Below are 22,492 nucleotides of genomic sequence, written 5' to 3'. Positions count from 1 at the left end.
GAAAAAATTTTACATTAAAGTGTGATTTGGTATGACTTTAATGATAACGATGTTAGGGTTGATGAGACTGAATTTTTAATAAGCTGGAACTCTTTAAATGCCTAATTCTTAATAAAAATCATTTGGTTGGTTAATAACGTTTAATTTCAGAGGTTTTATTTCGATGGTCGATAAAAATCCAGACAAAAACTTTTCCGATAGACCACTTGAATGTGGAGAATGTAAAAAACCAATTGCTGTTCGCTACACAGAAATTGTGGGTGAGAATATGACTCATACTAGTATGTGTGCAAGTTGTCCAGAGTTGGAAAGAAGACTGCATGGAACAAGCCCAAAAGAATATATTCAAAGTCAAGTAGGCTTAGGGGCTGCTCTAGAATGTGGAAATTGCGGAACTACTTTAGAAGAAGTTAAAAGAGGACATCAGTTAGGTTGTCCGGAATGCTACAATGTATTTGGTAATATTCTATTAGCTGAAATTCAAGCCGCTAATCGACTTACTTCTCGCCTTGTTTCGATTAAAAAATCATCACCTATTCATATTGGTCGAGCTCCTGGAGAAACTTTAGTCATTAAGCCTTCTTCTCGCTTATTAGCCCTTGATGAAGCTCTTAAAGAAACTCTTCAACGAGAAGATTATGAACAAGCGGCTTTGTTGAGAGATCAAATTCGTGCCTTAACAGAGCATAAAGAAGATTCAAAACCAGAAAAAGAAGGGGAAGAGCGTGACGAATCAAAATAACCCTTATTCTTTATTATGTAATCAAAACCCATGGAGTGTTAATGGAAATGATATTTGGCTAGGAACAACTTTGACGCTTTTAAGAAATTTAGAAAAATTCAAATTCCCAAGTAAGCTGGAGACAGATAAACGGAAACAAATCGTTTCTCTTTTATACAAAGACCTTTTAAAAAATGATTTATTAAAAAAATCACAGCTTTTTAAAGCTGAAGATATGCAACCGATTGAAAAAGAATTGTTGGTGGAACATTTTCTAACACCAGAAAGCTTTCATCAAGCGAACACGGGTGAAGCATTTGTATTAGATGCCTCGGGAGAATTTTTAGCCGTCTTCAATTTACGCGATCATTTGATGCTGCATTGGGTAGATACTAAAGAAGAATTAGAAGGAGCTTGGGAACGATTAGTTAAAATCGAAACAAATTTAAATAACTTAGTAAATTTTGCTTTTTCTTCGAAGTTTGGTTTTTTAACCGCAGATCCTACCAGATGTGGAACAGGCCTCATTGTGACTATTTTTTTGCATCTGCCCGGATTGATTTATACAAACCGTTTGAATGACGTTTTGCAAAAAGATAAAGATGAGGGAATTGAGCAAACAGGTTTACAAGGAAATCCCCATGAAATCATAGGGGATATTGTGGCTTTTCATAATAATTATACTCTTGGAATGACAGAAGAAAATATTATTTCTTCATTAAGAACTTTGGCGACTAAATTAGCCTTGGAAGAAAAAAGTGTTCGAAATATTTTGAAACAAGAGCATGACCAGGAAATTTCTGATCTCAAAGATAAAATTAGTCGTGCGTATGCGATTCTTTTACATTCTTACCAAATTGAATCTATTGAAGCAATGAAGGCCATTAGTTTACTTAAATTGGGTCTTGATTTGAACTGGTTGAAAGGTATCGATCAAAAGACATTAAATGATTTGTTGTTTAGTATCAGACGAGCTCATTTAATCTGCCACCAAAAACAAAAATTGACCCCTGAAGAAATACCTCATAAAAGGGCTGAATTTATCCACAAAGCTTTAAAAGGTAGCTCATTATTAATTTAAGAGTAGAAATATGAAGCAAAAAGCCTGTGTCGGCTTAAATCCTAATTCATATGTTCATTTGACTGAACACTTAGCCCCTCTTTGTGTAGCAATGGGGATGCCATTACTCTTAACGGATGAAAAACACGCGATCAACTCTCAAAAACTCTATCCTCAATTAAAAATCCTCCTACATGATTGGGAAGATGTTACACCTCGTTATTTAATTGAAAATTTTGATGTCTTCTTTCAGTCGGAGCCTTGGCACCGCCACGATTTCTACGCTAAATTTCAAGGGCTTGAAAAAGCTTTTCAAAAAGAGGTAAGAAATGTCCATTGTCCTCATGGTTTTTCGGATAAAATCTTTTGGCTAGAAAAGAGTGTATGGGAAGATATTGTATTAATATACGGACAAAACATGTTGGATTTGTTCAAAGATTTCAAAATTCTAAATCATCTTAATGTTGCTCCTAGGACAGGAAATTATCGATATTTGTACTACAAAATGTTTCAAACTCATTTTGATTCCATCGCCGAAGAACTGGTTTGGGGGAAATTTAAAAAAAAGCAAACTACAATCTTGTATGCTCCAACTTGTCATGACCAAGATCATACGACATCCTTTATGCATGCACAGGCTATATTTGAAAATCTTCCTGAGGATTACAATTTGTTGGTTAAAATTCACCCTGCTTTAGAGGAAACGGATGGCCCGGCTCTTTATCAAATGATTGGAAAATATGAAAAAAAAGAAAATATTATTTTTGTTCAAGACTTTCCAGTGATTTATCCCTTACTCGCGCGATCTGATATTTATTTAGGAGATATGTCGTCAATTGGCTATGATTTTCTCACCTTCAACCGCCCGATGTTTTTCTTAAATCAGCGAAAACGAGACGTTCAAAAAGATAGAAATTTATTCCTATACCGCTGTGGATTTGAAATTCAACCTCATAACTATACCCAGTTTTATCAAATTTTAGAGAAAGAACTTTGTTTTGATCAAGCACGCTATGATCAAATACGTCAAGACATTTACCAATATACTTTTGGTGAAGAAGTTTCTTTTGATCATTTAAAAGAAATGATTTATCAGGCAACTTTTTCTCCAAAAAAATTTGATTGATGATAACAAATTTATATTCGAACTCTACCTTCAAACGGAAAAAAATTCCTCTAGCTCCCACTGAATTTTCTTAAACTCAGCAGCTTAATTTATATGCTTCTTCTCAAATAGAAGGTAGTCCTAAATAGGTAGGTAGGTAGGTAGTGATTTCAAATTGCTATTGTCGTTACAGATAAACACCTTGATCAATCAATATCGTTTTCTATTTTCTTTGAAAAAGATCCTATTTTTCGAATGAGTCTTGCGCATCGCTGTCTGATTGGATACTCAATTTTTTCCGTGTCACTTGTCTTCTTGATTCTTTGCCAACAGGACTGTGCTGCTGCTATGGGATCATTTCATCCTAAGCTACGACTGTATCTGTGAAAAAGTGGGCTTTTTTCTTATTTTGTAGGCAGTTTTGCCATCAAAGTCTTTCCTGAAGCTTTTGGCCTTTTTCTTGCATGACATGCTAAGATTTGGCGTGTTGTTGAATGCATGAAAAGCCATAGCCACTGACATTTTTCGAACTTCCCACAAAACTCCACATTTCAACTCCTTTAAGGATAAGCACTCCGAACTTTTCATTTTCAACAATGACTGATGCATTTAAGTTTTTTGGCAATAACTGAAAAGTTTGCTCCATGGACCCTAAATAGCCAAGGCATGCTTACATCAAATATTTTGCAATTCCTTGTAGAGAAACTCTTTTAAGATCTTCAAATTCGTTCTCTAGTTTCGTTTGAAATGTTTTTATTTTGAGGGTTCTCAAATGACTGCTTTCGAAATGCAACGCATTCCTATTTTTGTTTTACGATTTGAATGGAACCATTTTCACGCATGGGATGTGAATGGCGATTAAAGCAGAAAATGTCCATCAAATGCTCCCATATTTTTAAAATAAAAAAATAAAGCGTTCATAAAATAAAAATTTATATCACTATCTATTTAGGGCTACCTAATTTTATTTAAATATTTATATATAGGAAATTCAATTTTATTGATTAACTTATAAAATAATATAATTAAAATAAAGTTTTAACATTATTTAATAAACAAGATTAGTGATAATAATTTCTTTTTTATAATTTTGAATACGTTCTATTGATTGATGTTTGAAATTCTAACTATATAGGTTATCATCTAACTTTGATTCTTCTTATTACCTGACAAATTTTCAAGCTGGTGCAAGCCATCTATTTGGACCTGTATAAGCATCATGCCAATCTGTACATCGAATAGGATATTTGTTAAATATTTTTTTGTATTGATGTTCTGTATAATAATCAAAAGTGTCTTTCCAAAAATAATTATCCCATTCAAATTTGATTCCGTATCCACCTTCTTTATTAAATTTCCAAAGATCTCTTATTTTGCAAATAATTTGAGTAAACCAATTTTTATCATTAATCCTTTTTTTATTTTGTTCATAAAGATTCTCAATAATAGGAGTTATAGATTTGCCAATTAATCGTTCGTCCTCACTAAAATCAAAATCCACTCTAACTAACTCCATGAGTTTTGATGCCAAAGCATCAATTGGTAATGTATTTTCATAGCCCACTATATAGATATAACGATATCCCCAAAAAGAAATATTTTCTTTAGCATTTTTTACAATAGAAAATAATTCAATTAAGTTTGTTACATTATTTAAATTAAAGTTCATTTAATCCTCATTTATTTAAATTTAAATATTAAATAATTAAAAATTATTTATTTTATTTTTAATTGTTTTTAAAATAAACTAATTTATAATCTCTGTAAAGGTGGAGGGCAACTTAAATGTACCTCATCTTTTTCTGTATAATCTTTAGCTTTTGTAATTAAAATTTGTTTATATTGGTTTGACATTAGTTTTAAGTAATTTATTTGATCATCAAGATTAATATTTAACATTTTAAGCTTTTCTCTAGCCCAAGTCGTGCAATTATGGCATCCTCGACCAACTATCGAATCACTTCCAAAAAACGAAAAAGGACTTTTTTCTTTAAGAGGAGTCTCTTTTTCTTTTTTAATTTCTATAAGCATTTTTTTTATTTTTTCACTAGGGGCTAAATAAATTGCAGACCTTTCTTCATATTCAGCTTCCTCGTTTCCTGGAAAAATTACATCACTTTCAATTGATGGTCGATAATGAGATACGTACATAAAATATTGACCTTGTTCCAAAGAAATAGGGTTTTTACTAGTTGAAAATTGGCTATTGTCAAATCCATCACTGATTCCTTCAATACGAATTTCTGCATGATTACCATCACAACCTGTATGGGCGACTAAAGTTACAGCCCATATCAGTTGACTCACGGATACACGATCATCTATTCGGCTTTTTTTACTTATTGGCTCAATTCCTATATAAAAGGGGTGGATAGGATGGTCTAATTCCTTAGTTTTAATGATAGTCTGACTAAACACGCAACTGGGACCATTAAATATCCATTTATCGGAAGTGTTAATAACAAATTCTCTACCAGAACCTAAAATACTCAATTCTTCTTTTGCTGCAAATTGAAATTGATATTTAGGGCAACAACTTTTTACATAGTGCTGACTAAATATCTTAAAACATAAAAATTGAATACGAGCGATTGAATGGGTGATAGGAACTAATGCAAGATGTTTTTTGATAAAGTCAATTTTATGTTCCAAGGGATAATTTTTAAGCGCTATTTCGATTTTACGTTTAGTTGTGGATTCACAATAAAAAGTTTTAAAAGTTGATTCATTAAATGGAACTTGAGCAATTGTTTTAGTATTTTTATTGAATAGCTGCCAAATTAAATCATTATTTTTCCTTAACAAAGTAATTTCGTTATTTTCAATTTCCCATTGATGGCAAATTTCGTAAGTAGGAGGTAGTATAAAAGAGGGTGTATGATTGTCATTAATTATTAATTCGCAGCTTAAAAGACATTTAATTTTATCTTGAATAGTTTCAAGTTGTGGAATAAGTAGATTTTTTTTTTGAATAATAGATTTATTAATACGATCCAGTAATTCATAGGAAATATTTTCATTATCTTGAATTAAACGAAATTCTTTACTTCCTATTAACCATCTACGAATATACGTTTCTGTATTATCACAGCTAAATGGATCAACAAATTTTTCTCCTGAGTAACAAAATTCCATAAAAAATTCTGAATTAGGTGTTTCCCCTACCACATCAACTTTATTAATAAAATATTTCGTCGTTGCAATATTAGTAGGAAAAATAGTTGTTTTTACTTCTACTTCTTCTGGTTTATTTTCCGATTTAATTATAATTTGATTTGTTAATGTAGAAATTGGTAAAGACATAAAACCTCAAAATTTTATTTTTGTTTAATTATATAATTTAAAAAAAATAAATTCAATAAAATTTATTTGTTAATTAAAAATAAATTTTATAATAAATATTTATATTTTATAAATAAATTATTATTTTTTACATTTATTTATTTTTATAAAGTTGTTTATAATTTATTGTTAATTAATTAGTTTGTTGATATTTTATTTAGTTAACTTTTTTTATTATCTATTAAAATTGAATGTTAATTATTTTTTCTGTTAAAAATTAAATTTATATCTTTCCTATGTTTTTAAAATAGTTCGTGATTTAAAGAAAACTCGATACAATATACACTCGTACCCTGACATATTTGGGTAGTGCTAAATAGGTAAGGCTATTTCAATAAACTAACTAATTAGGTAGACTAATTGTCCTAATTCAAGCGAAGAAGAGCAATGAGATGTACACACCTGCGGCTCAGGTTTGGTAAAGAGGAAGGGTGATACAAGACAATAAAAGCAAAATTTTCACTGTTTAGAGTGTGGCAAACAGTGGAGCGAAAACAATGAAGCCAAAATTTCAATCTCTTCACTTAATCGACTTACATGATTTTGTAAACTTGAAGCACATTAGAAAATTTATTGAGGGGGATTTGGCGTGATATCAAGACTGATGCCTAGAAAAATTCATGCAACGACGTTTAATGGATTTGAAATTAAAGTGTTAGGATTTTAGTAGCAGCTGCAACAAATTTTTTAACAAATTAGTTATTTGCAACTTACATTAAATATGTGAGTTTAAATCTTTATCCTTTCAACAAACAGACACAAATTCTAATCGATAGTATGAAGATCAATTATTGGATTCGGATTTTAACTCCCTTATAAGGTCAAAATGTTGAAGAGGAGGCTCTTGAGGTCTTAATCCCATGACATTCCGCAATAGTCATTCCACCTCTATTATTGGCACGTATTTTAATAAATCCACAATTATCTACATGCCATCTGAGTTCACTTTTAAAATCCAACTGATAAAGAACTGAGCGTAATAATCCTCCGTGGGAAGACAGCAAAATTGTAGAGCCTAAGTACAATGGAGAGATCTTTAAAACAAGCCTAGACAAACGGTTGAATACTTCTGCATAGTTTTCAGATATTGAATCCCACTTGTAGGCTAAAAAATCTTCTTGAGTGAAAGAATCAATTTGACTGTTCTTTTGCAACCAATTTTTTAGGTCATCTATTGATTGACCTTCCCATTCGCCTAGCTGTCGCTCTCTTAAAACAGCTGTTTCCTCTATCTTAATGTCTTTTGATTCGAGAACAATTTCTGCCGTTTGACGCGCTCGGCTAAGATCAGAGGAAAAAGCTGCTGCAAAATTAATGTGATTCAGTTGCTTTTGAAGGTTCCGAGCTTGAATCTTACCTGAGCTGTTAAGAGAAATATCAATATGCCCTTGTAATTTTCCTAACATGTTCCAATCTGTCTCTCCATGCCGGATTAAATAAATATCGCAAAATAAATTTTTATCTACCATTAATGTGCCTTTTTAGTACTTTAAATAGGGTTACTTTTTACAAAAGCATAATAATTGTGGCATTCCTTCCCGTTATTTTTTCTCTCCGATAGGAAAAATAATCGTTTGGATTTGTAAATGTACTTAATCTTGCCACTTCGATGTGATGAAAAAGAATTCCCTCTTTTTGCAATTGATACTCCGTTAATGACCAAAAATCAAAATAATTTGGTTTAAATTGAAATTCCCAAAATTCTTCAGGGAATTCATTTTTATAATGAATAAATTCTGATTCCTCAGGTCCAAGACTGGGGGAAATGCAAACAAGTAGATTTTTAGGGTCAGATCCAAATCGATCTTTCATCTGCGTAATAGTTTTTGCATAAATATTTTGTACACTACCTCTCCATCCAGCATGAACATTCGCAATCACGTGATGTTGAGGATCATAAAATAAAGCAATTTGACAATCTGCATGGGTCATCATTAAAGCAATGCCTGGTGTTGCGCAAGTTAAACCATCTGTCAACAGAATAGTTGAAGGAGAATCGATCTCCACTGGAGCGACTTGATGGCCATGACAAGCATGCCCATGAATCATTTTAAATGTATGAGGAGTGCCATTTTTTAGACTGTTTTCAATCAAGCTACGATTTTTTTCAACTGAGATTGGATTGTCTCCTACAGAATAGCTCACATTCAATTGATTAAAAGGATCAACACTATATCCCCCTTTACGTAGAAAAACAGCATGTTTTAAGTGAGGAATATCTGTTAAAAGCTCAAATTCTAGCCACTCGAGCCGATCTTCTTTGAAATGTCGCATCATTTAACCGTAGTAGGATTATTATTATTATTGAAGAGTAAAAAAATTATGAAGAAAAAGGCAAAACTTTGCGGGGTAACAGACAAATGCTATTGACTTCTGTGATCTGCTAATTTATAAATTTTCTCAAACTTCAATTGAAATAAGAAATAACGTCAGTATTTAACCCTTAAGTTGAAAAATATGAAATTTAATTCTTTCCTTCTTTTTCTTTTACTTCCTATTTGCTTATGTGCATCTGATTGGACTTTAGAGGTTCGAGGCGCTTATTTTCAACCCTCTTCTAAACAATTTAGAAAAGTTTATTCTTCTTGTTTGATTGACTACCAAGTCGAAACATCCAAACGCGTTCACCCACTCTTTGAAGTTTGGGCAGGGATCAATTGGATGAATAAAAAAGGAAATTTGCGCGATGACTATAGCATGTTTAAACAAAAGAATCGAATTTATATTCTTCCCCTCACTTTAGGCTTTAAGTTTACCTATCCTTTAACAAATTATTTAGATATTTATACGGGAGCTGGAGCTTGTTATTCATTTTTGCATATAAAGCATCGCTGGGAAGATTTTAGTCGGGACAGTAGCTATTCTTCTTACTTTTCTTCCTTAAAAAAACATATTTCAAAGCATGGAGTAGGAGTTGTTGCAAAAGTTGGTTTAAGATGGACAATAGGACCAACGACGTTTATTGATTTATTTGCTGATTACTTTGTCCAACAATTTCATTTTTCACGCAAACACGATTTTAATGGGAATCATGTTTGGAAGCACTTAAATTGTGATGGTTTGAAGTTAGGGGCTGGTTTTGGGGTCTATTTCTAAGACCTCTTCATTTTTCAATTAGCCAATGTTGCTGAGCCCAATTTTGGATCCATTTTTGTAGATGATTGCAAGCTTGCTCGTAAAGTTTTGTACTTTGTTGTTCAATCTTTTCGCAAGCTTTTTCAAGACTTATGCCTTGTTGAAGAAGTTGAAGTAAGAAAAACTCTCCTTCTAAGACCTCTCTCCACGCTAATATATTTTTTTCAGTACGATAAAGAACGTAGTAATGAATCTCTTCTTTTTTAAGTAGGGGAATGCGGTGATTCGTCCAATAATGGATATCTTGTTTTATTAATTCTTCTCGAAATAAAAATAAATTAACATTCCATTTAAAAAGATGAATATGAGGCTGAAGAAAAAGTGTTTTTCTTAAAATCTCTTCCGGATTTTGTTTGTTGAGTTCTGAGAGATTCAAAGGAATATGCTTAGAAGCAATCCAACTAGCTGTAAAAGCCCAGTCAAGTTGAACAGCTTGTTCTATCAGTGAATGATCCGGTCTCTTATAATTTTTAGAAATCCAGTCCGGTAAACGCTCTCCTACTAATGATAATGCCCAGTGATTGGGAGGACATTCCGATAAATAAGGGATGGCAATTTTTTCTTTAAATATTTTGCAACCTGTCAAACGTACAAGAAGCGGAAAATTTGTATAAAGTATGTTAATTAATCGCCACCAGTATTGTTGATTATAAATTTGTATGCATTGATGAGGAAGAAGCGTAGGGCTTGGAGCAATATAGTTTTTTGCTTCCTCGGAGATTAAATCTCCGTTTTTAGTTTTATGATGAATCGTATCATTTTTTGCTAAAGGTGTAGTAATAACATTTGCAAACCATTCCTGGATTAGTTGAAGATCTTTTGGAATATTTACTTGTTTATAACTTGAGTTGCGAATTCTATTCATTTATCCTCAAACAGAGTTGACTAAAGAAGAGGGTAAAGGAGAAGAAATATTTTTTTGAAATTGTTTGGCTTTTAAAGCTTCTTTCCAAGTTTCTTCAAAAGATAAAAGATTGTCATCCCATTCAAGAAGAGTAGAAACTCCTCCAGTCAATGGATAGATTTCTGCATATAATTCCCAGACTTCATCTCTGACGGGATGATCGTGTGTATCTAAGACATAATCCCCAAAATCTTGGTGACCTGCTAAATGAATTTGAATGACTCGTTCTAGGGGAATATTTTGATAGTAAAGTTTGGGATCAAATCCATGATTTCGACTAGAAACATAAATATTATTGACATCTAGCATCATGTAAATGTTTGCTTTTTCTACAATGGCAGCATAAAATTCCCATTCTGGCATTTGATCTTGTGTAAATGCCACATAAGAAGAAAGATTTTCTAAAGCAAAAGGAATTTCTAAATAATCTTGAACAATCCGAGCTCTTTCTGCCACATAATCAACGACTTCTCGTGTATAAGGAAGTGGAAGTAAGTCATGGTAATGAGCGCCTGGTTGGTGTCCCCAACATAAGTGATCAGAGACCCAAGGAGTTTTTGTTAATTTAGTGAGTGCTTTGAGTTTTTTTAAGTACGCGTAATCAAGAGGAGCAGAACTTCCAATTGCCAAGGATACCCCATGTTGAACTACGGGATAGCTTTCTAAAATTTTTTGTAAATACTCTAAAGACTTACCCTCATCTAACATAAAATTTTCACTGATGATTTCAAACCAATCGATTTCTGGCTTGAATTTAAAAATATCTTCTAAATGGGGAAAACGTAATCCAATACCAATGCCTAAATTTGGAATTTGACGGGGTGCCATTTTTTGCCTATCTAAAAAGTCATTGAACGTGACTTGTCAGCTTTTAAAGGTGTTTAGAAAAATAAATGTGCGCAACCACTACTGGCACGCACATGCATCTATTTGACAAAACAGATTAACGAACCATTACGTCTGCTTTTTCAGTTCTTTTTTGCGCTTCTTTAACAGCCAAATTCTTATCACGGTAATTATCTTGGCTAGCTAATTGAATTGCTAAAGCCTTACCTTGAGTACTTAAGCTATCATAGATCTTACGTGTTTCACCGTTAAGTGAACTCACTAATTGCTCTTCAGAGCTTGTATTAGACACTGCAGATGTAGCATGATTATAATCAACTTCTTCTGCATTGTTATAACTGTGATAGCCATTAGCGTTTGATTGATACTGCGTACCCGTTTGAGAATAAGAATGATTAGAGATATGCGCTGCATTCCAGTCATTATTCTTGAGATTTGGAGTGCTTACACTATCATTTCCTGGACTTGTGCTTGTCCCATTATAAGTATTGCTTATATTTTCATAGCTACTATTTGAATTCATTTGGTATGAATTATTGTTCGCAACATAGGAATTTGTGCCAGTAGAGTTGTCAGCAATTTCTCTTTTGCCTTGTTTAGGATGATAAGCTCCACAGCTAGCCGCTGCAAGTAATAACTCTTGCGAATGTTGATCAGCTTGAGCGACAATAGGCAGAGCTGATGCGAGCACCAGAGCTGCTAAAGCTGATTGAGTTAGACCTTTCTTCATAACTTTCCTCGCATAATTTAATTTGTAATTATTTTTTAGTCGTCGGATTTGTTGTTACTCCGTCACTTGTATTCATTTCATTGGGGTTTTTGGCATCTATCGAATTTGTTGTCGTTGATAACGTATTCCAGTTACTATTAGTATTAGATGTAGCATCTGCTAGATTTGAATTACTAGATCGGCTATAATTGTTTTTATCTGTATTACCGTTGTTATTAGATGCAGTTGTGTGTTTTGAATTGTTTAATATGTTGTCTATTTTTGCACTTGTTTCTTTTGGAGGAGGGGTAGCTGCACCACAACCATGAGAACCGTCGCTTGCACCGCAACCTGCCGTCGCAAGCAATGTCTCAGAAGTTACCCAACCGTCAGTCGCTGTTCCATCTGTTGTCTGAGCAGTAACAGGGCTAGATGCTAATACTAAAGCTGCAAAAGCGGCTTTCACTAATTGTTTTTTCTTGTTTTCCATTTTTTCCTCCAAAAGGTTAATATTTTTGTTCTCTTATCTCTTTATTTGATGATAAGCATCTAAATTAGCTTTGATATTTCGATCATAATACCGACGATCAGTTTTATAAGTGCCATTAGGGGTGCTATGATATCCATTGCTAATTCCAGAGCCGGTACTTGTTCCCGAATAGCTGCTTATCCCAGAGGGATAATTCCCTACATTAAAACTTGTATTATAATATCTATTAGAACGGTTCATTCTGTCAGAACTTTGTTTTGAACGACAAGAATAGCTAGTTTCAGACCCTCTAGAATGTTCTTTATAAGAGTAAAGGCTATTGTCACATCCATACGAATAATTATCAGCTAAATCACTCCGAGTAGAATGGGATTGAGAATCAAAACTTACTTGACTGCCACAATCTTCCTTGCTTAAGTTGGGAGAATAGCTTGAAGCTTGTTTACAAGTTGCTTGTGCATTAATGGATTGAACAGAGGCTAATAAAAGTGTTGCAAAAACAACTTTTGCTAAATTTTTAATTTTCATAAAGCCTCTATGGTATAATTAAAAGAGAGGATAATTCACTAAGTAATTTTTTGAATTTAACCTGACCATAAAAGCAATAAGAATTTTTTGTCCATCATCATTTGGAAATTTTATTTGATAAAAAGTGTTTTTGTTGAATTGATAATCGAAACTATTTAATCATTAATTTATTTAAAAAAATTTATAATTATTTTATTATATTTATAATATTAATTTAATTTAACTAATAAAAATTGTTGTTATATTCGATAAATTTTGAAAAAGGTTTGTATGGTTTTTTCTGCGAAACAATCTATTCCATTATCGTTAGCTCCGTTACTGGCTTTGACATGGTTAGCACATTTTTTTATTGATACAATGCTAGGAATTTGGCCTGTCTATAAGTCGATGGCTCAATTAGATTTCGCCAAAGCTGGCCTTGTCGTTGCAGCAGGAGCATTTATTGGGGAAGGAGCTCAATTATTTTTTGGAGCATTTAGTGACAGAGGTTATCGAAAGCATTTAATGATTTTAGGATTGCTATTAGTGGTTGCTAGTACACTTGTAGTCCAATTTAGCCATTATGGGATTTTATTTTGTCTTTACTTATTTACCTGTTTAGGTTCAGGTAGCTTTCATCCTGCTGCAGGCAGTTTAATGGGAAGTTTGATTCCAACGAGGCGAGGCTTATTAATGGCTATTTTTGCTTCGGGAGGGAGTTTAGGACTTGCTTTTAGCCAACTGATTTTTTTATTTGTGTATAAAAATATGAATGGACAAACGTATTTACTAGCCATCCCCGCCATTATTTTGAGCTTTTTTTTGATTTTTTATCGTTTTCCCGTGATACAATCTGTTCAGCATACTTTAAAGAAGGGTATTTTAAGAGATTTTAAGGCTTTTTTTTGTCATATTCCCTTGCGAATGCTTTATTTAGCACAAGTGGCCAATCAATCCATTTTATGGGGGATGATTTTTATTTTACCAGATGCTTTAAAAACCCTAGGTTTAGCCGAATGGATTTATTATGGAGGAGGGCATCTATGCTTAATTTTGGGAGGAGCATGTATGATGGTGCCAGCTGGCTATTTAGCTGATAAATACTCTCCTCGGCAAGTCATCTTATACGCTGGGATAGTCAGTTGTGCGACTTTTTATTTTATCTTGTTTTTTGGAAGTTTTTCTATGTGGCTTTCTCTCCTATTACTTTTTATTTTAGGAGCTTCATTGACGCTTGTGAATCCGATTGGAATTGCGCTTGGTGTACGCTATGCACCTGGGCAGGCAGGATCTATCAGTGCTTTTTTAATGGGGATGGTTTGGTGTATATCTGAAGCAATCGGTCCAGGATCAGTTGGGTTAATGACAGCTTTTTTTGAGAATTATGCACCTATCAAAGCGTTGGCTGTGCTTGGTTTACTATTCCTCATTCAAATTTATGCAACATTCTCTCTTCCCAAAGAAGAACAAGAATTAGTTTTTTCTCCTTGTTAAACAAGGTTAAACAATCTTCATTTTTTAACAGCTATTTCAGAAATTTGGTTTAGCTCGATGTGAATGAGGAGTTCCCCATCGAGCTAAGATGGACTTAGAAAGAATGGGATAATGCTGCGTTGATTCCAACCGATTCCCATTTAAGTTCATCTTTACGGGTATGAGATTTCAACCATTTATAATCCAAGGAAATCTTTCCATACCAACAATTAGATAAACAAAAGGTTGTTCCTAAATTTGTATTGAAACCCCAAGCCCAACGATTACGATGGTAATGATCAACAAAATACACACCTGTCCAAGATTTTCTTTTACGGTGGCAACTATCTAAACAGTGGGCTTCTAATTCTGCATAGAGAGTCCATTCTTTATCAAGGGCGTAGGCGATATCAGTGCCTAAATAAAATCCATACCAGTTGAAACGGTAAGTACTTGTCCGTCTTGATACATTAAGTCCCAGTTTGTTGGCGATAATGGGATTTGAGTCACTGGATGGTTTTACAAAAGGATTAGAGTCATTACCATAGAGTGGGTTAGAGGAAGAGATAGGAGAAAAATAAGACGAAGAAGAGGAAGAATCTTTTTTTCCTTTAACTCTTAAATGTTGGCGATGAAAAGAAAAACCGATTAAAGGAACCACATTCAAACGTCCGTAACAGAAACTTAAAGGATAACCTGTGGCGATGTCAAAGTCGTAGACTTCACTTCTTTTTTTAATAGGATCATGTGTATTTACTAAAATATCTTTGTTTAATAAGGGTGTATCCAACTGAAAATGCTCTCTTGCTTCTCCTTTGAAAGATGTTCCGTAGTCAGCAGATAAACGCACATAATATTTTGAGCCGATCCATTTTGCTTTTGCATAAGCCATGTACAACTCAAGTTTTTTAAATTGTATATGGGAATCCACATTTCCAGAAATCTGATCCAGCTCTATATTTTTTAACTTCCAATTTAGCTTATCTCGTCTCCAACCTACACCCATTTCCACACTTTGTTGACAACTGGCAATACACAACGTAGATAAAGTCATTAGGCAAATGGCCATCAAAGCGACCAGAGATCTAAACATGAATCGTCTCCTTTTCAAATTAACGCGAGATAGATAAATTTCTTACGCTCGCCTGGAATTAAACATCTTTTGAATACATCACTTGTATGTAGAGTGCTAAAATAAAGCAATAAAATTTCAAAAATTTAAATAGATAAACACTTTTTGAAGTTTATTAGTAGGATAAAAAACTAAATTATGATGAGGATTTCTTTATTTGAAGACTGACTTACCACTGCAATAAGAACAACAAGATTTGCACTCTAATAAATTGAAAAGATGAATTGTTCTTCTTTTCAATCTAATCAATTTCAAATCAGAGTGGAAAAAGCGAAGTCATTTTTATTATTCTAGTTTATGAATGAATAACGTTGTAGAGAAGAATGCCCTATTTTTCTGCTATTAATGAGTTGAAGTTTTTTTAAATCGTTCAATTGAGGGGAAAAACGACTGTCTTCTTCAATAAAAAGAGTTCCTTTTTCTGCTAGTAAGTCACTTGTATCGATGCAACGGATAATTTTCTCGCTATAAGAAGGCTCATTTGCATAGACCTGTTTAGCATAGGGAGGATCGGCAAAAATGATATTAAAACGTTTTTGTTGTTTTTTGAGGTATTCTAAAAGAGTAAATACTTCTCCATATAATAGTTGACATTGTTGTTCGACTCCTAAAAGAGAGGCATTTTTTTGCTGACATTTTAAGGCTTCTTTGCTGGAATCAATAAAGGTTGCTGATTTGGCTCCTCGACTTAAAGCTTCAAATCCTATCGCTCCTGATCCAGCAAATAAATCAAGAAATGCTGCTTCTTCAATAAAGTTTTGACAAATGTTAAAAAGAGCTTCTCTTAAGCGACTAGCTGTTGGACGTGTTAAATCGTCTTTAGGAGTTACTAAGCGTTTATGGCGATATAGTCCTGTAATGATATACATAAAGGAATCACTCAACATTAAAATCTATAATTTTATTCAAACCGGAAGAGGTAGTGATAATCAGTCTGTAATGTCCTTTTGGCCAGCCAGCTGATGGAGGAGTAAAAACAGACATCAATAGGGTATCCCCCTCTTCTTCAATAATTGCTTTCGCCGGGATCGATGTCCCACTTTCTAAATGTTGAAGATTTAACTGAATAACACTGTTTTTAGCCGCATTAGCTATTTCTAGATCAATATAAAGATCTTTCAAATCCCCTTTAAATTTTGTTTGTGGATGATCAATGGATCCTTCTTTATTAACTGAAGATCCTAAATGATAAGAACCAAAACTCATCTTTGTTGTTTGCAAATGTTTAGGATTTTTTTTTGCATGCTGACGAGACTCTTGAGCACCTTCTTCTGGAGATAGGATTCGCATACTCCAAACTTTCCATGCGTTGTCTTCGTAAACAAGATAATACTTAACATAAGCGGTCAAGTGATTTGTTTGCAGAATGACAGCAAGTGTTCCTATTCCATCACTTACTTTCCGTTTATGATATGAGGCTGTTTGATAATCCTGTAAAATGGGATAACGCTTCACAAAATTTTCAAATTCACTTTTTGAAGTTGTTTCTTTGAATTCCTCTGCAGAATATTCTTCATATGCCTTCAAAAGTTGATTATTTTGAATTAATTGAAGTTGGTTTTGAACAACGTTAATTAAGTCTTGAGCATTTGATAAAGTTTTTTCTGTATAGGGGCTTAGTGATTGAAGTAAGCGGATACTAAGAATTTTCCATTTATCATCTTCCTTGATCAATCTGTATTCTACAGGAATATTAGTGTGGTTTTGAGTTGAGAGGTTTCCTTTTAATGTACTTACATTATTTTTAATGGCGCGTTGCGTAAAGTGAGCAGAGTGATTGTTTAAAAAAGCAGGATAAGTTTCTACAAATTGACGATATTGATCTAGCGATGTCGCTGCTTGAAATTCTTTTGAAGTATATTCGTAATAAGCTTTGGAAATCTCGTTATTTCTAAGAGCCTCTAATTGTTTATCAATGACATCGACAAGAGTTTCTGTAAATAAAATTCCTCCCGTGACTCCAACGAGTAATAAAAAGGCTACCCCAATTAAAATTTTAAACCAAAGAGGCATTTTTTTCTTTTTGACGGACTGAGAAGAGGAAGTTGTAGCAGACGTGCCAGAAATATTTTTATGAGAGGGGGTTCCACAAGAAGGACAAGGTTGATCATTTTTACCAATTTCAGTGCCACATTGCGAACAAAACATAACGTCATTTTCCTTTATGAATACAATTATCTGAATATAACAAATTTTTAGATCGCGTAGGCGCCATAAAAATGGATTAAACTTTCTGCTTTTTTATAGTTGGATTTTTTTAAAATTTCGTAAATTTGCAGCCCTTTAGCGTTTAAGCCCTGTTCAAAATAAAGTTTACCCAGTTTAAATAAGGTTTCTTTATCCTCAGGACATAGTTGCAAAATAATTTCATATTCTTTGATTTCTTCTTCGGGCATCTGAAGATCATGATAACTATAAGCTAACTGAGCATGAACCCATGGATCTTGAGGAGCATAATCACTTAAAATTTTAAATTCTTCAATAGCTCTTTCGGCAATGTATCTAAATTTTAACTGAAAAGATTCGTTGTATTTATTGGCTGGCAGCCATCGGTCGTCATCTAAACCCTCTATAGTTCTAGGATCAACATACAGTCCAGATAACATGACATAAGCATTAGCAAGTCCTGTATGAGCTTCTAGGTCAGTTGGTTCAAGTCTAACTAACTTGATGTGCTCTTCAATACATCCTTGAAGCAATAATTCTTTCATCGTATGAACATCTTGCCAATGAACCCAGCAACTTATTTTTTCGATCATCGGAAATAAAAAATTTAGTCTAAAAGGAACTTGGTAGATGACATATTCTTTACCGTGTAAATCTGCGGCTAGTCGACAACAGGCATAGGCAATAGTGAGATGATATTCTGGAGAATCTTCTAAATCTTGAATATTTAATTCACATGCATGAATAAAATCAGATTTTAAATCCATTAATTGCTCTGTTTTCCGACTCTCAAAATAAACTTTTAGAGTAAAGTAAGAAAAAATTGTTGCCACAATTAATGCTAAATGAATTGCTAAAACAAATGTTTGCGCTAAAAAAGTGAGGTGGATAAAAAAATAAATTATTTCCGCTGAGAGTAAACTGAGAAAAAAGATATTAAATAGTGTATAGGATTTGATAACACGTAAAAATTGTTCTATTGCAGGCTCCATCAAGGCTTGCGTACGATTTTTATAAAATTCTCTATCAAATTCTAGTATAATTTCTTTTTCAGCAGCCATAACCCTCTGATTTTCCTGATATCTAAGAAATTTTTATATCATTAGTTGACAAAATTTAAACAAATATTTTTTGAAAATTTTTATTATTCGGACAATTGAGGCTGAGAAAGCAATTTTCCTCGATAGCTTTGTTGCAATTCTTCTTTATCAAATAAAACTAGCCCTAAAAAAACTATTCCAAATGAAATATAAAATGGCCAAGTCACTACCTCTCCTAAGAAAACCCATCCAAATAGTGCTGTAAAGAGAGGAGTTGTGAAACCAGCAAAAGAAATAAAAGTTGCTGAGTATTTCTTCAATAAAGTTCCATAAAGATTATAACAGATAAGATTGGAAATCAAAATGAGTAGGAAAGTACATTCTAAATAAATGGGTATGTTTGTAACGGGAATAGGTGACCAATTTTCAACCAGTAATGAATGACAAAGAGCAAATGCGCCCCCTATAAACATACTTGTTCCATTAGCGGTTATAGGAGAAAGATTATTTTCTTTAACTAATTGCATCAGAACAATCCATCCATAAACACTGCAGATAGCAGCCATCATGACAGATAATTCTGCCCAAGAGAAAAATAACAGATGGCCGGTTGCTTCTTCCGAAGATGTTTGATTCATTAAAATAGGCAGAAAACCCATAAATCCAATTAATAATCCCATCCATTTTTTTGTTGTTAATTTTTCTGAGAAAAGAGTGTAGCAAAACAAAGCTGATAAAAATGGAGATAAACTATAAATGAAACATGTCTTGAATGATGTGAGATATTTTAATCCCCAGAACTCAAAAACATTTGTTAAATAAATGTTAAAAGCCGCAAGTTGTACAATACGCCACCAAGTTTGCTTATCAAATGAGAAGTGTTCCTTATTCACAATTTTTTGATACCCTAATAAAAGGCATCCAGCTAATAACATTCGGGTTCCTACCAAGAAAAAAGGTTGAGAATATTCCAATCCTGTTTTAGCAATCGTGAAAACACTTGCAAATAAAGCATACAAAAGAATGACGTAGAACATAAAACCTATTAATTCATTTCATTTATTAATATAAACGGCAGAGGTTGCAAGGTTGTTTTTCTTGCCTGATCCTTTGCTTTAAAGTTTTTTTGGATAAAAATTTTCTTTAATGAGGTTAATTTCGAAAAATTTATACTCAGTATATCCTTCATCAAAAAAAAAATAAAGTTAAAAGGGCTAGTTTTCTAATAAAATTATCATTTTATAAATCCTTGAAAACAAACTATTTAATAAATAAAAGTTTTAAAAATTGTTAATTAAAACTAAATTTTATTTTATATTAATGTAATAACACATTTATATGATTTAAATTTTTGTTATAATAAACAATAGGTGTATTTTAAATGTTAGCTGTAGTTATCAAATGAAAATAAAAATAATTATAATAAAAAAACTTGAATATTAGAAAAATTTAAATTATAAAATACCAATTCAGTACGCGGAGCTATTAAAATGCAAAAAACAAAAATATTGCTTATTGAAGATGAAGAGGATATAGCCTCTTTGATTAAACTTCAGGCAGAATTGGCTGGATATAAAGTCCATCTGGAAATGGATGGATTAAATGGTTTTTTGGCTATAGAAAGAGAAAAACCAGATGTTATTATCCTTGATATTATGCTACCTGGATTAAACGGACTAGATGTATGCCGTAAAATCAAAAGTAATCCTGATTTAGAAAATATTCCTATTATTATAATTTCAGCAAAAAGCGAAGAGCTCGATGTTGTTTTAGGACTTGAGCTAGGTGCAGATGATTATGTCGCTAAACCATTTTCTCTAAAGGTTTTATTTTCACGTATTAAAGCTGTTATGAGACGTGGAAAAGAAGGAGAAAAGGAAGCAAAAACATTAGTTTTTGGCGAATACACCATGGAAGTCGATCGGTATTTGTTGAGAAAGAAAGATAAATCTATTGCTTTAACCCTTTCTGAATTTGGAATTTTGAGACGCTTACTTCTTAATCGTGGAAAGGTATTGACTAGAAATCAATTATTAGACGATGTACAAAATGACGAAGCCTTTATCATCGATCGTAACATTGATGTGCATATTGCCTCTTTGAGAAAAAAATTAGGTCCTAATTTTGATGGTATTGAAACTGTCAGAGGGGTAGGTTATCGTTTTAAAGACGATGAATAAGATAAATTAAAACTGAATTAATCCTTTGCAGGATTAATTCAGTTTTTCTCGGGTATGAGAATGTGGGTTCTAAAACTTATTATTTTTAGCTTCTTTTTTTTATCCTTTACAACTTCCTCACAAATAACTTTTGAAGAATTACAAAGCGAAAATTATTTTTTCGTGCCTGAACAATCCGTTCAAATCAAAGGCTTTATTTATCAATCTCCTTGGAATACCTTTATACTAGCTTCTCAACCTAATTTAAAAAGTTGTTGTATTGGCAATTCTCATCAAGTAGCACAACAAATTTTTTTGAAAGGAATTGATAAAATTTCTACTAATCAAATGGTGACAGTTCAAGGGATATTAAAGTTACAAGCGCAAGAGGAAGGGAAAAAATTAAGGCAATTTTATATTTTAGAAAATGCAGAAATCATTTCTCAGAAAGTCTTTCCTTTTTGGACGGTAATTTTTTGTTTCATCTTTATCATTTTTTCTTTTTTCGTTTCTAAGAAGAAACAAAAAACATAACTTTTTCAGTCTGAATGCCTTTGCTTTCCCAGAAAAAATCTTGTTAAACTCAAAATTTAGGTTTAAAAAAGCCATTAGGTGAGAGTTAATTTAATTGACAAAACCTAAGCTGCTTACCATAGCTCATCGTTGCCACAAGGTTAAACTGTAATTTTATATAATTAACTGTTTGTAAACTATTTATTTGAAGAATGTATTTTATTGTATATAAATATTTAATGTTGAATTTGATTTATTTAAAGTAACCAAAGAAATAACAAATGTTATTATTTTCGCAGGGAATATACAATTAAATTTTTCTAACAAAATGCGACAAGTTGGTTTTTAATTGACTGAACTCAAATAGATTACGAATGAATTATTTTGTGCAATTCTACTAAAGGAAGAGGAGATTGAAACAAATATTCACCAAGTTGGCGAAATTTCTCTGGATCATCTGTGACGAAATATTGGTGAATTGCGTGTTGATTCGAATTGACAAGTTGATGACTTTCTAAAAGTTTTTTGACGGTTTGGGCACAGGTCAAGGCTGAATCTATAATTGTAACAGATGAGCCCATTATTTCTTCAATGAGGGGTTTAAGTAAAGGATAATGGGTGCAACCAAGCAAAATAGTATCGACATCTGCCTTCTCTAAATTTTTTAAATATTCTTGGATAATGAGTTTTGAAGCAGAATGATAGAGAAAACCTTCTTCAACGAGAGAAACCAATAGAGGACATGCAATTGGAAAGATAATCGCATCAGGAATTAGTTGATGAATTGCAGACTGGTAAGCACCAGATTCAATGGTTCCTTTAGTTCCTAAAACGGCTATACGTTTGTTACGCGTTGTTGCAGCTGCTAATTTAGCCCCAGGTTCAATGACGCCTATGATTGGGAGGTGAAAGAGCTGTTTTAATTTTGGAAGCGCTAAAGCTGAGGCTGTATTACAAGCAACCACCAATACTTTAATTTGCTTTTCAAGTAGAAAAATAGCATTTTCAATGCTATAGCGAATAATTGTTGCTGCGCTCTTATTTCCATAGGGTACTCTTGCTGTATCCCCAAGATACAAGAGGTTCTCTTGGGGCAGCAAACGAATCATTTCTCGCATGACTGTTAACCCCCCTATCCCTGAGTCAAATAAACCAATAGCATGAGAAGAAGCAAGGTGATTGAATGCCAT

The 22,492-nt window shown here is 32.9% G+C and carries 23 protein-coding genes and 2 pseudogenes; 9 read left to right on the top strand and 16 right to left on the bottom strand.

What is annotated here, in order from left to right; genetic code table 11:
* Nucleotides 1-163: 163 nt before the first annotated feature.
* The 3 genes from PC_RS08990 to PC_RS08980 are packed head-to-tail and all read left to right on the top strand — an operon-like array spanning nt 164 to nt 2,907.
* Nucleotides 164-742: a UvrB/UvrC motif-containing protein gene (locus PC_RS08990; RefSeq protein ID WP_011176420.1), complete on the top strand. Its 579-nt coding sequence runs from the start codon at nt 164-166 to the stop codon at nt 740-742.
* The gene (locus PC_RS08985; RefSeq protein WP_044045254.1) at nt 726-1,802 is read left to right on the top strand and encodes a protein arginine kinase; all 1,077 of its coding nucleotides are present in this window, start codon (nt 726-728) and stop codon (nt 1,800-1,802) included. The genes PC_RS08990 and PC_RS08985 overlap by 17 nt, the downstream gene beginning before the upstream one ends.
* Before the next feature lie 10 nt (nt 1,803-1,812).
* Nucleotides 1,813-2,907 (top strand): CDP-glycerol glycerophosphotransferase family protein, encoded by a 1,095-nt coding sequence (locus tag PC_RS08980; RefSeq protein WP_011176418.1) that lies wholly within the window; start codon nt 1,813-1,815, stop codon nt 2,905-2,907.
* A gap of 451 nt (nt 2,908-3,358) precedes the next feature.
* Here the strand turns inward: PC_RS08980 and PC_RS11520 are convergent, their stop codons facing one another.
* The 3 genes from PC_RS11520 to PC_RS08970 form a co-directional block, all read right to left on the bottom strand.
* Nucleotides 3,359-3,532, bottom strand: a complete 174-nt coding sequence (locus PC_RS11520) for a hypothetical protein (protein ID WP_181679113.1) — start codon at nt 3,530-3,532, stop codon at nt 3,359-3,361.
* Between the two features lie 531 nt (nt 3,533-4,063).
* Nucleotides 4,064-4,555, bottom strand: a complete 492-nt coding sequence (locus tag PC_RS08975; RefSeq protein ID WP_011176416.1) for a hypothetical protein — start codon at nt 4,553-4,555, stop codon at nt 4,064-4,066.
* An 83-nt stretch (nt 4,556-4,638) separates the two neighbouring features.
* Nucleotides 4,639-6,189 carry a hypothetical protein gene (locus PC_RS08970; protein WP_011176415.1) on the bottom strand — a complete coding sequence of 517 codons (1,551 nt, stop codon included), beginning with the start codon at nt 6,187-6,189 and terminating at the stop codon, nt 4,639-4,641.
* A gap of 426 nt (nt 6,190-6,615) precedes the next feature.
* Here PC_RS08970 and PC_RS11515 point away from each other — a divergent pair.
* Together PC_RS11515 and PC_RS11510 are read left to right on the top strand one after the other, a co-directional pair.
* Nucleotides 6,616-6,739 (top strand): annotated as a pseudogene (locus PC_RS11515) (IS1/IS1595 family N-terminal zinc-binding domain-containing protein); the annotation flags it as partial.
* Nucleotides 6,726-6,927, top strand: a pseudogene (locus PC_RS11510) (IS982-like element ISPasp3 family transposase); the annotation flags it as partial. The pseudogenes PC_RS11515 and PC_RS11510, both read left to right, overlap by 14 nt.
* Nucleotides 6,928-7,049: 122 nt before the next feature.
* Here PC_RS11510 and PC_RS08965 read toward each other — a convergent pair.
* On the bottom strand, nt 7,050-7,697 hold the full coding sequence (locus PC_RS08965; protein ID WP_011176414.1) for a histidine phosphatase family protein: 648 nt from the start codon (nt 7,695-7,697) through the stop codon (nt 7,050-7,052).
* A 37-nt stretch (nt 7,698-7,734) separates the two neighbouring features.
* Complete coding sequence (pgeF, locus tag PC_RS08960) at nt 7,735-8,502, bottom strand: peptidoglycan editing factor PgeF (protein ID WP_181679112.1); 768 nt, start codon at nt 8,500-8,502, stop codon at nt 7,735-7,737.
* 183 nt (nt 8,503-8,685) lie between these two features.
* On the opposite strand from pgeF, the gene PC_RS08955 reads away from it, so the two are divergent.
* Nucleotides 8,686-9,324 (top strand): hypothetical protein, encoded by a 639-nt coding sequence (locus PC_RS08955; RefSeq protein WP_044045252.1) that lies wholly within the window; start codon nt 8,686-8,688, stop codon nt 9,322-9,324.
* A gap of 7 nt (nt 9,325-9,331) precedes the next feature.
* Here the strand turns inward: PC_RS08955 and PC_RS08950 are convergent, their stop codons facing one another.
* The 5 genes from PC_RS08950 to PC_RS08930 all read right to left on the bottom strand — a co-directional run bounded on the left by PC_RS08950 (nt 9,332) and on the right by PC_RS08930 (nt 12,840).
* A complete protein-coding gene (locus PC_RS08950) occupies nt 9,332-10,228 on the bottom strand; it encodes an HvfC/BufC family peptide modification chaperone (RefSeq protein WP_011176411.1) in 897 nt (298 codons plus the stop codon).
* Between the two features lie 6 nt (nt 10,229-10,234).
* Entirely contained in the window at nt 10,235-11,095 is an 861-nt protein-coding gene (bufB, locus tag PC_RS08945; protein ID WP_011176410.1) for an MNIO family bufferin maturase, read from the bottom strand.
* A 115-nt stretch (nt 11,096-11,210) separates the two neighbouring features.
* Complete coding sequence (locus PC_RS08940; protein WP_011176409.1) at nt 11,211-11,843, bottom strand: hypothetical protein; 633 nt, start codon at nt 11,841-11,843, stop codon at nt 11,211-11,213.
* 28 nt (nt 11,844-11,871) lie between these two features.
* Nucleotides 11,872-12,312, bottom strand: a complete 441-nt coding sequence (locus tag PC_RS08935) for a hypothetical protein (RefSeq protein ID WP_011176408.1) — start codon at nt 12,310-12,312, stop codon at nt 11,872-11,874.
* A 33-nt stretch (nt 12,313-12,345) separates the two neighbouring features.
* Nucleotides 12,346-12,840 carry a hypothetical protein gene (locus tag PC_RS08930; RefSeq protein WP_011176407.1) on the bottom strand — a complete coding sequence of 165 codons (495 nt, stop codon included), beginning with the start codon at nt 12,838-12,840 and terminating at the stop codon, nt 12,346-12,348.
* A 270-nt stretch (nt 12,841-13,110) separates the two neighbouring features.
* Here PC_RS08930 and PC_RS08925 point away from each other — a divergent pair, with 270 nt between their 5' ends.
* A complete protein-coding gene (locus PC_RS08925) occupies nt 13,111-14,313 on the top strand; it encodes an MFS transporter (RefSeq protein ID WP_011176406.1) in 1,203 nt (400 codons plus the stop codon).
* Nucleotides 14,314-14,407: 94 nt separating this feature from the next.
* On the opposite strand, the gene PC_RS08920 is transcribed toward PC_RS08925, so the two are convergent.
* From PC_RS08920 to PC_RS08900, 5 genes are all read right to left on the bottom strand, one after another.
* A complete protein-coding gene (locus tag PC_RS08920; RefSeq protein ID WP_011176405.1) occupies nt 14,408-15,385 on the bottom strand; it encodes a hypothetical protein in 978 nt (325 codons plus the stop codon).
* A gap of 329 nt (nt 15,386-15,714) precedes the next feature.
* The gene (gene rsmD, locus PC_RS08915; RefSeq protein ID WP_044045620.1) at nt 15,715-16,293 is read right to left on the bottom strand and encodes a 16S rRNA (guanine(966)-N(2))-methyltransferase RsmD; all 579 of its coding nucleotides are present in this window, start codon (nt 16,291-16,293) and stop codon (nt 15,715-15,717) included.
* Nucleotides 16,294-16,300: 7 nt separating this feature from the next.
* Nucleotides 16,301-17,572, bottom strand: coding sequence for a DUF4864 domain-containing protein (locus PC_RS08910; RefSeq protein WP_011176403.1), 1,272 nt, complete (start codon nt 17,570-17,572; stop codon nt 16,301-16,303).
* A 47-nt stretch (nt 17,573-17,619) separates the two neighbouring features.
* Nucleotides 17,620-18,651 (bottom strand): tetratricopeptide repeat protein, encoded by a 1,032-nt coding sequence (locus PC_RS08905; RefSeq protein WP_011176402.1) that lies wholly within the window; start codon nt 18,649-18,651, stop codon nt 17,620-17,622.
* 83 nt (nt 18,652-18,734) lie between these two features.
* Entirely contained in the window at nt 18,735-19,667 is a 933-nt protein-coding gene (locus tag PC_RS08900) for a DMT family transporter (protein ID WP_011176401.1), read from the bottom strand.
* A gap of 453 nt (nt 19,668-20,120) precedes the next feature.
* On the opposite strand from PC_RS08900, the gene PC_RS08895 reads away from it, so the two are divergent.
* Complete coding sequence (locus PC_RS08895) at nt 20,121-20,810, top strand: response regulator transcription factor (protein WP_011176400.1); 690 nt, start codon at nt 20,121-20,123, stop codon at nt 20,808-20,810.
* Between the two features lie 60 nt (nt 20,811-20,870).
* Entirely contained in the window at nt 20,871-21,323 is a 453-nt protein-coding gene (locus PC_RS08890) for a hypothetical protein (protein WP_044045249.1), read from the top strand.
* A gap of 347 nt (nt 21,324-21,670) precedes the next feature.
* Here the strand turns inward: PC_RS08890 and murI are convergent, their stop codons facing one another.
* Nucleotides 21,671-22,492, bottom strand: a complete 822-nt coding sequence (gene murI, locus PC_RS08885) for a glutamate racemase (RefSeq protein WP_044045248.1) — start codon at nt 22,490-22,492, stop codon at nt 21,671-21,673.

Origin of the sequence: Candidatus Protochlamydia amoebophila UWE25, assembly GCF_000011565.2 — a bacterium.
Taxonomy (GTDB): Bacteria; Chlamydiota; Chlamydiia; order Chlamydiales; family Parachlamydiaceae; genus Protochlamydia; species Protochlamydia amoebophila.
Note: the sequence above shows the minus strand (reverse complement) of the source record. Positions and strands in the feature narration are given on the sequence as shown.

Excerpts from the sequence above, each read along its gene's own strand:
- PC_RS08920 (WP_011176405.1), bottom strand. The coding sequence starts at position 15,385 with ATGTTTAGATCTCTGGTCGCTTTGATGGCCATTTGCCTAATGACTTTA.
- pgeF (WP_181679112.1), bottom strand. The coding sequence starts at position 8,502 with ATGCGACATTTCAAAGAAGATCGGCTCGAGTGGCTAGAATTTGAGCTT.
- PC_RS08950 (WP_011176411.1), bottom strand. The coding sequence starts at position 10,228 with ATGAATAGAATTCGCAACTCAAGTTATAAACAAGTAAATATTCCAAAA.
- PC_RS08930 (WP_011176407.1), bottom strand. The coding sequence starts at position 12,840 with ATGAAAATTAAAAATTTAGCAAAAGTTGTTTTTGCAACACTTTTATTA.
- PC_RS08965 (WP_011176414.1), bottom strand. The coding sequence starts at position 7,697 with ATGGTAGATAAAAATTTATTTTGCGATATTTATTTAATCCGGCATGGA.
- rsmD (WP_044045620.1), bottom strand. The coding sequence starts at position 16,293 with ATGTATATCATTACAGGACTATATCGCCATAAACGCTTAGTAACTCCT.
- PC_RS08900 (WP_011176401.1), bottom strand. The coding sequence starts at position 19,667 with ATGTTCTACGTCATTCTTTTGTATGCTTTATTTGCAAGTGTTTTCACG.
- bufB (WP_011176410.1), bottom strand. The coding sequence starts at position 11,095 with ATGGCACCCCGTCAAATTCCAAATTTAGGCATTGGTATTGGATTACGT.
- PC_RS08975 (WP_011176416.1), bottom strand. The coding sequence starts at position 4,555 with ATGAACTTTAATTTAAATAATGTAACAAACTTAATTGAATTATTTTCT.
- PC_RS08990 (WP_011176420.1), top strand. The coding sequence starts at position 164 with ATGGTCGATAAAAATCCAGACAAAAACTTTTCCGATAGACCACTTGAA.
- PC_RS08925 (WP_011176406.1), top strand. The coding sequence starts at position 13,111 with ATGGTTTTTTCTGCGAAACAATCTATTCCATTATCGTTAGCTCCGTTA.
- PC_RS08980 (WP_011176418.1), top strand. The coding sequence starts at position 1,813 with ATGAAGCAAAAAGCCTGTGTCGGCTTAAATCCTAATTCATATGTTCAT.
- PC_RS11520 (WP_181679113.1), bottom strand. The coding sequence starts at position 3,532 with ATGGAGCAAACTTTTCAGTTATTGCCAAAAAACTTAAATGCATCAGTC.
- PC_RS08895 (WP_011176400.1), top strand. The coding sequence starts at position 20,121 with ATGCAAAAAACAAAAATATTGCTTATTGAAGATGAAGAGGATATAGCC.
- PC_RS08910 (WP_011176403.1), bottom strand. The coding sequence starts at position 17,572 with ATGTTTTGTTCGCAATGTGGCACTGAAATTGGTAAAAATGATCAACCT.
- murI (WP_044045248.1), bottom strand. The coding sequence starts at position 22,492 with ATGGCATTCAATCACCTTGCTTCTTCTCATGCTATTGGTTTATTTGAC.
- PC_RS08940 (WP_011176409.1), bottom strand. The coding sequence starts at position 11,843 with ATGAAGAAAGGTCTAACTCAATCAGCTTTAGCAGCTCTGGTGCTCGCA.
- PC_RS08935 (WP_011176408.1), bottom strand. The coding sequence starts at position 12,312 with ATGGAAAACAAGAAAAAACAATTAGTGAAAGCCGCTTTTGCAGCTTTA.
- PC_RS08955 (WP_044045252.1), top strand. The coding sequence starts at position 8,686 with ATGAAATTTAATTCTTTCCTTCTTTTTCTTTTACTTCCTATTTGCTTA.
- PC_RS08905 (WP_011176402.1), bottom strand. The coding sequence starts at position 18,651 with ATGGCTGCTGAAAAAGAAATTATACTAGAATTTGATAGAGAATTTTAT.
- PC_RS08970 (WP_011176415.1), bottom strand. The coding sequence starts at position 6,189 with ATGTCTTTACCAATTTCTACATTAACAAATCAAATTATAATTAAATCG.
- PC_RS08890 (WP_044045249.1), top strand. The coding sequence starts at position 20,871 with ATGTGGGTTCTAAAACTTATTATTTTTAGCTTCTTTTTTTTATCCTTT.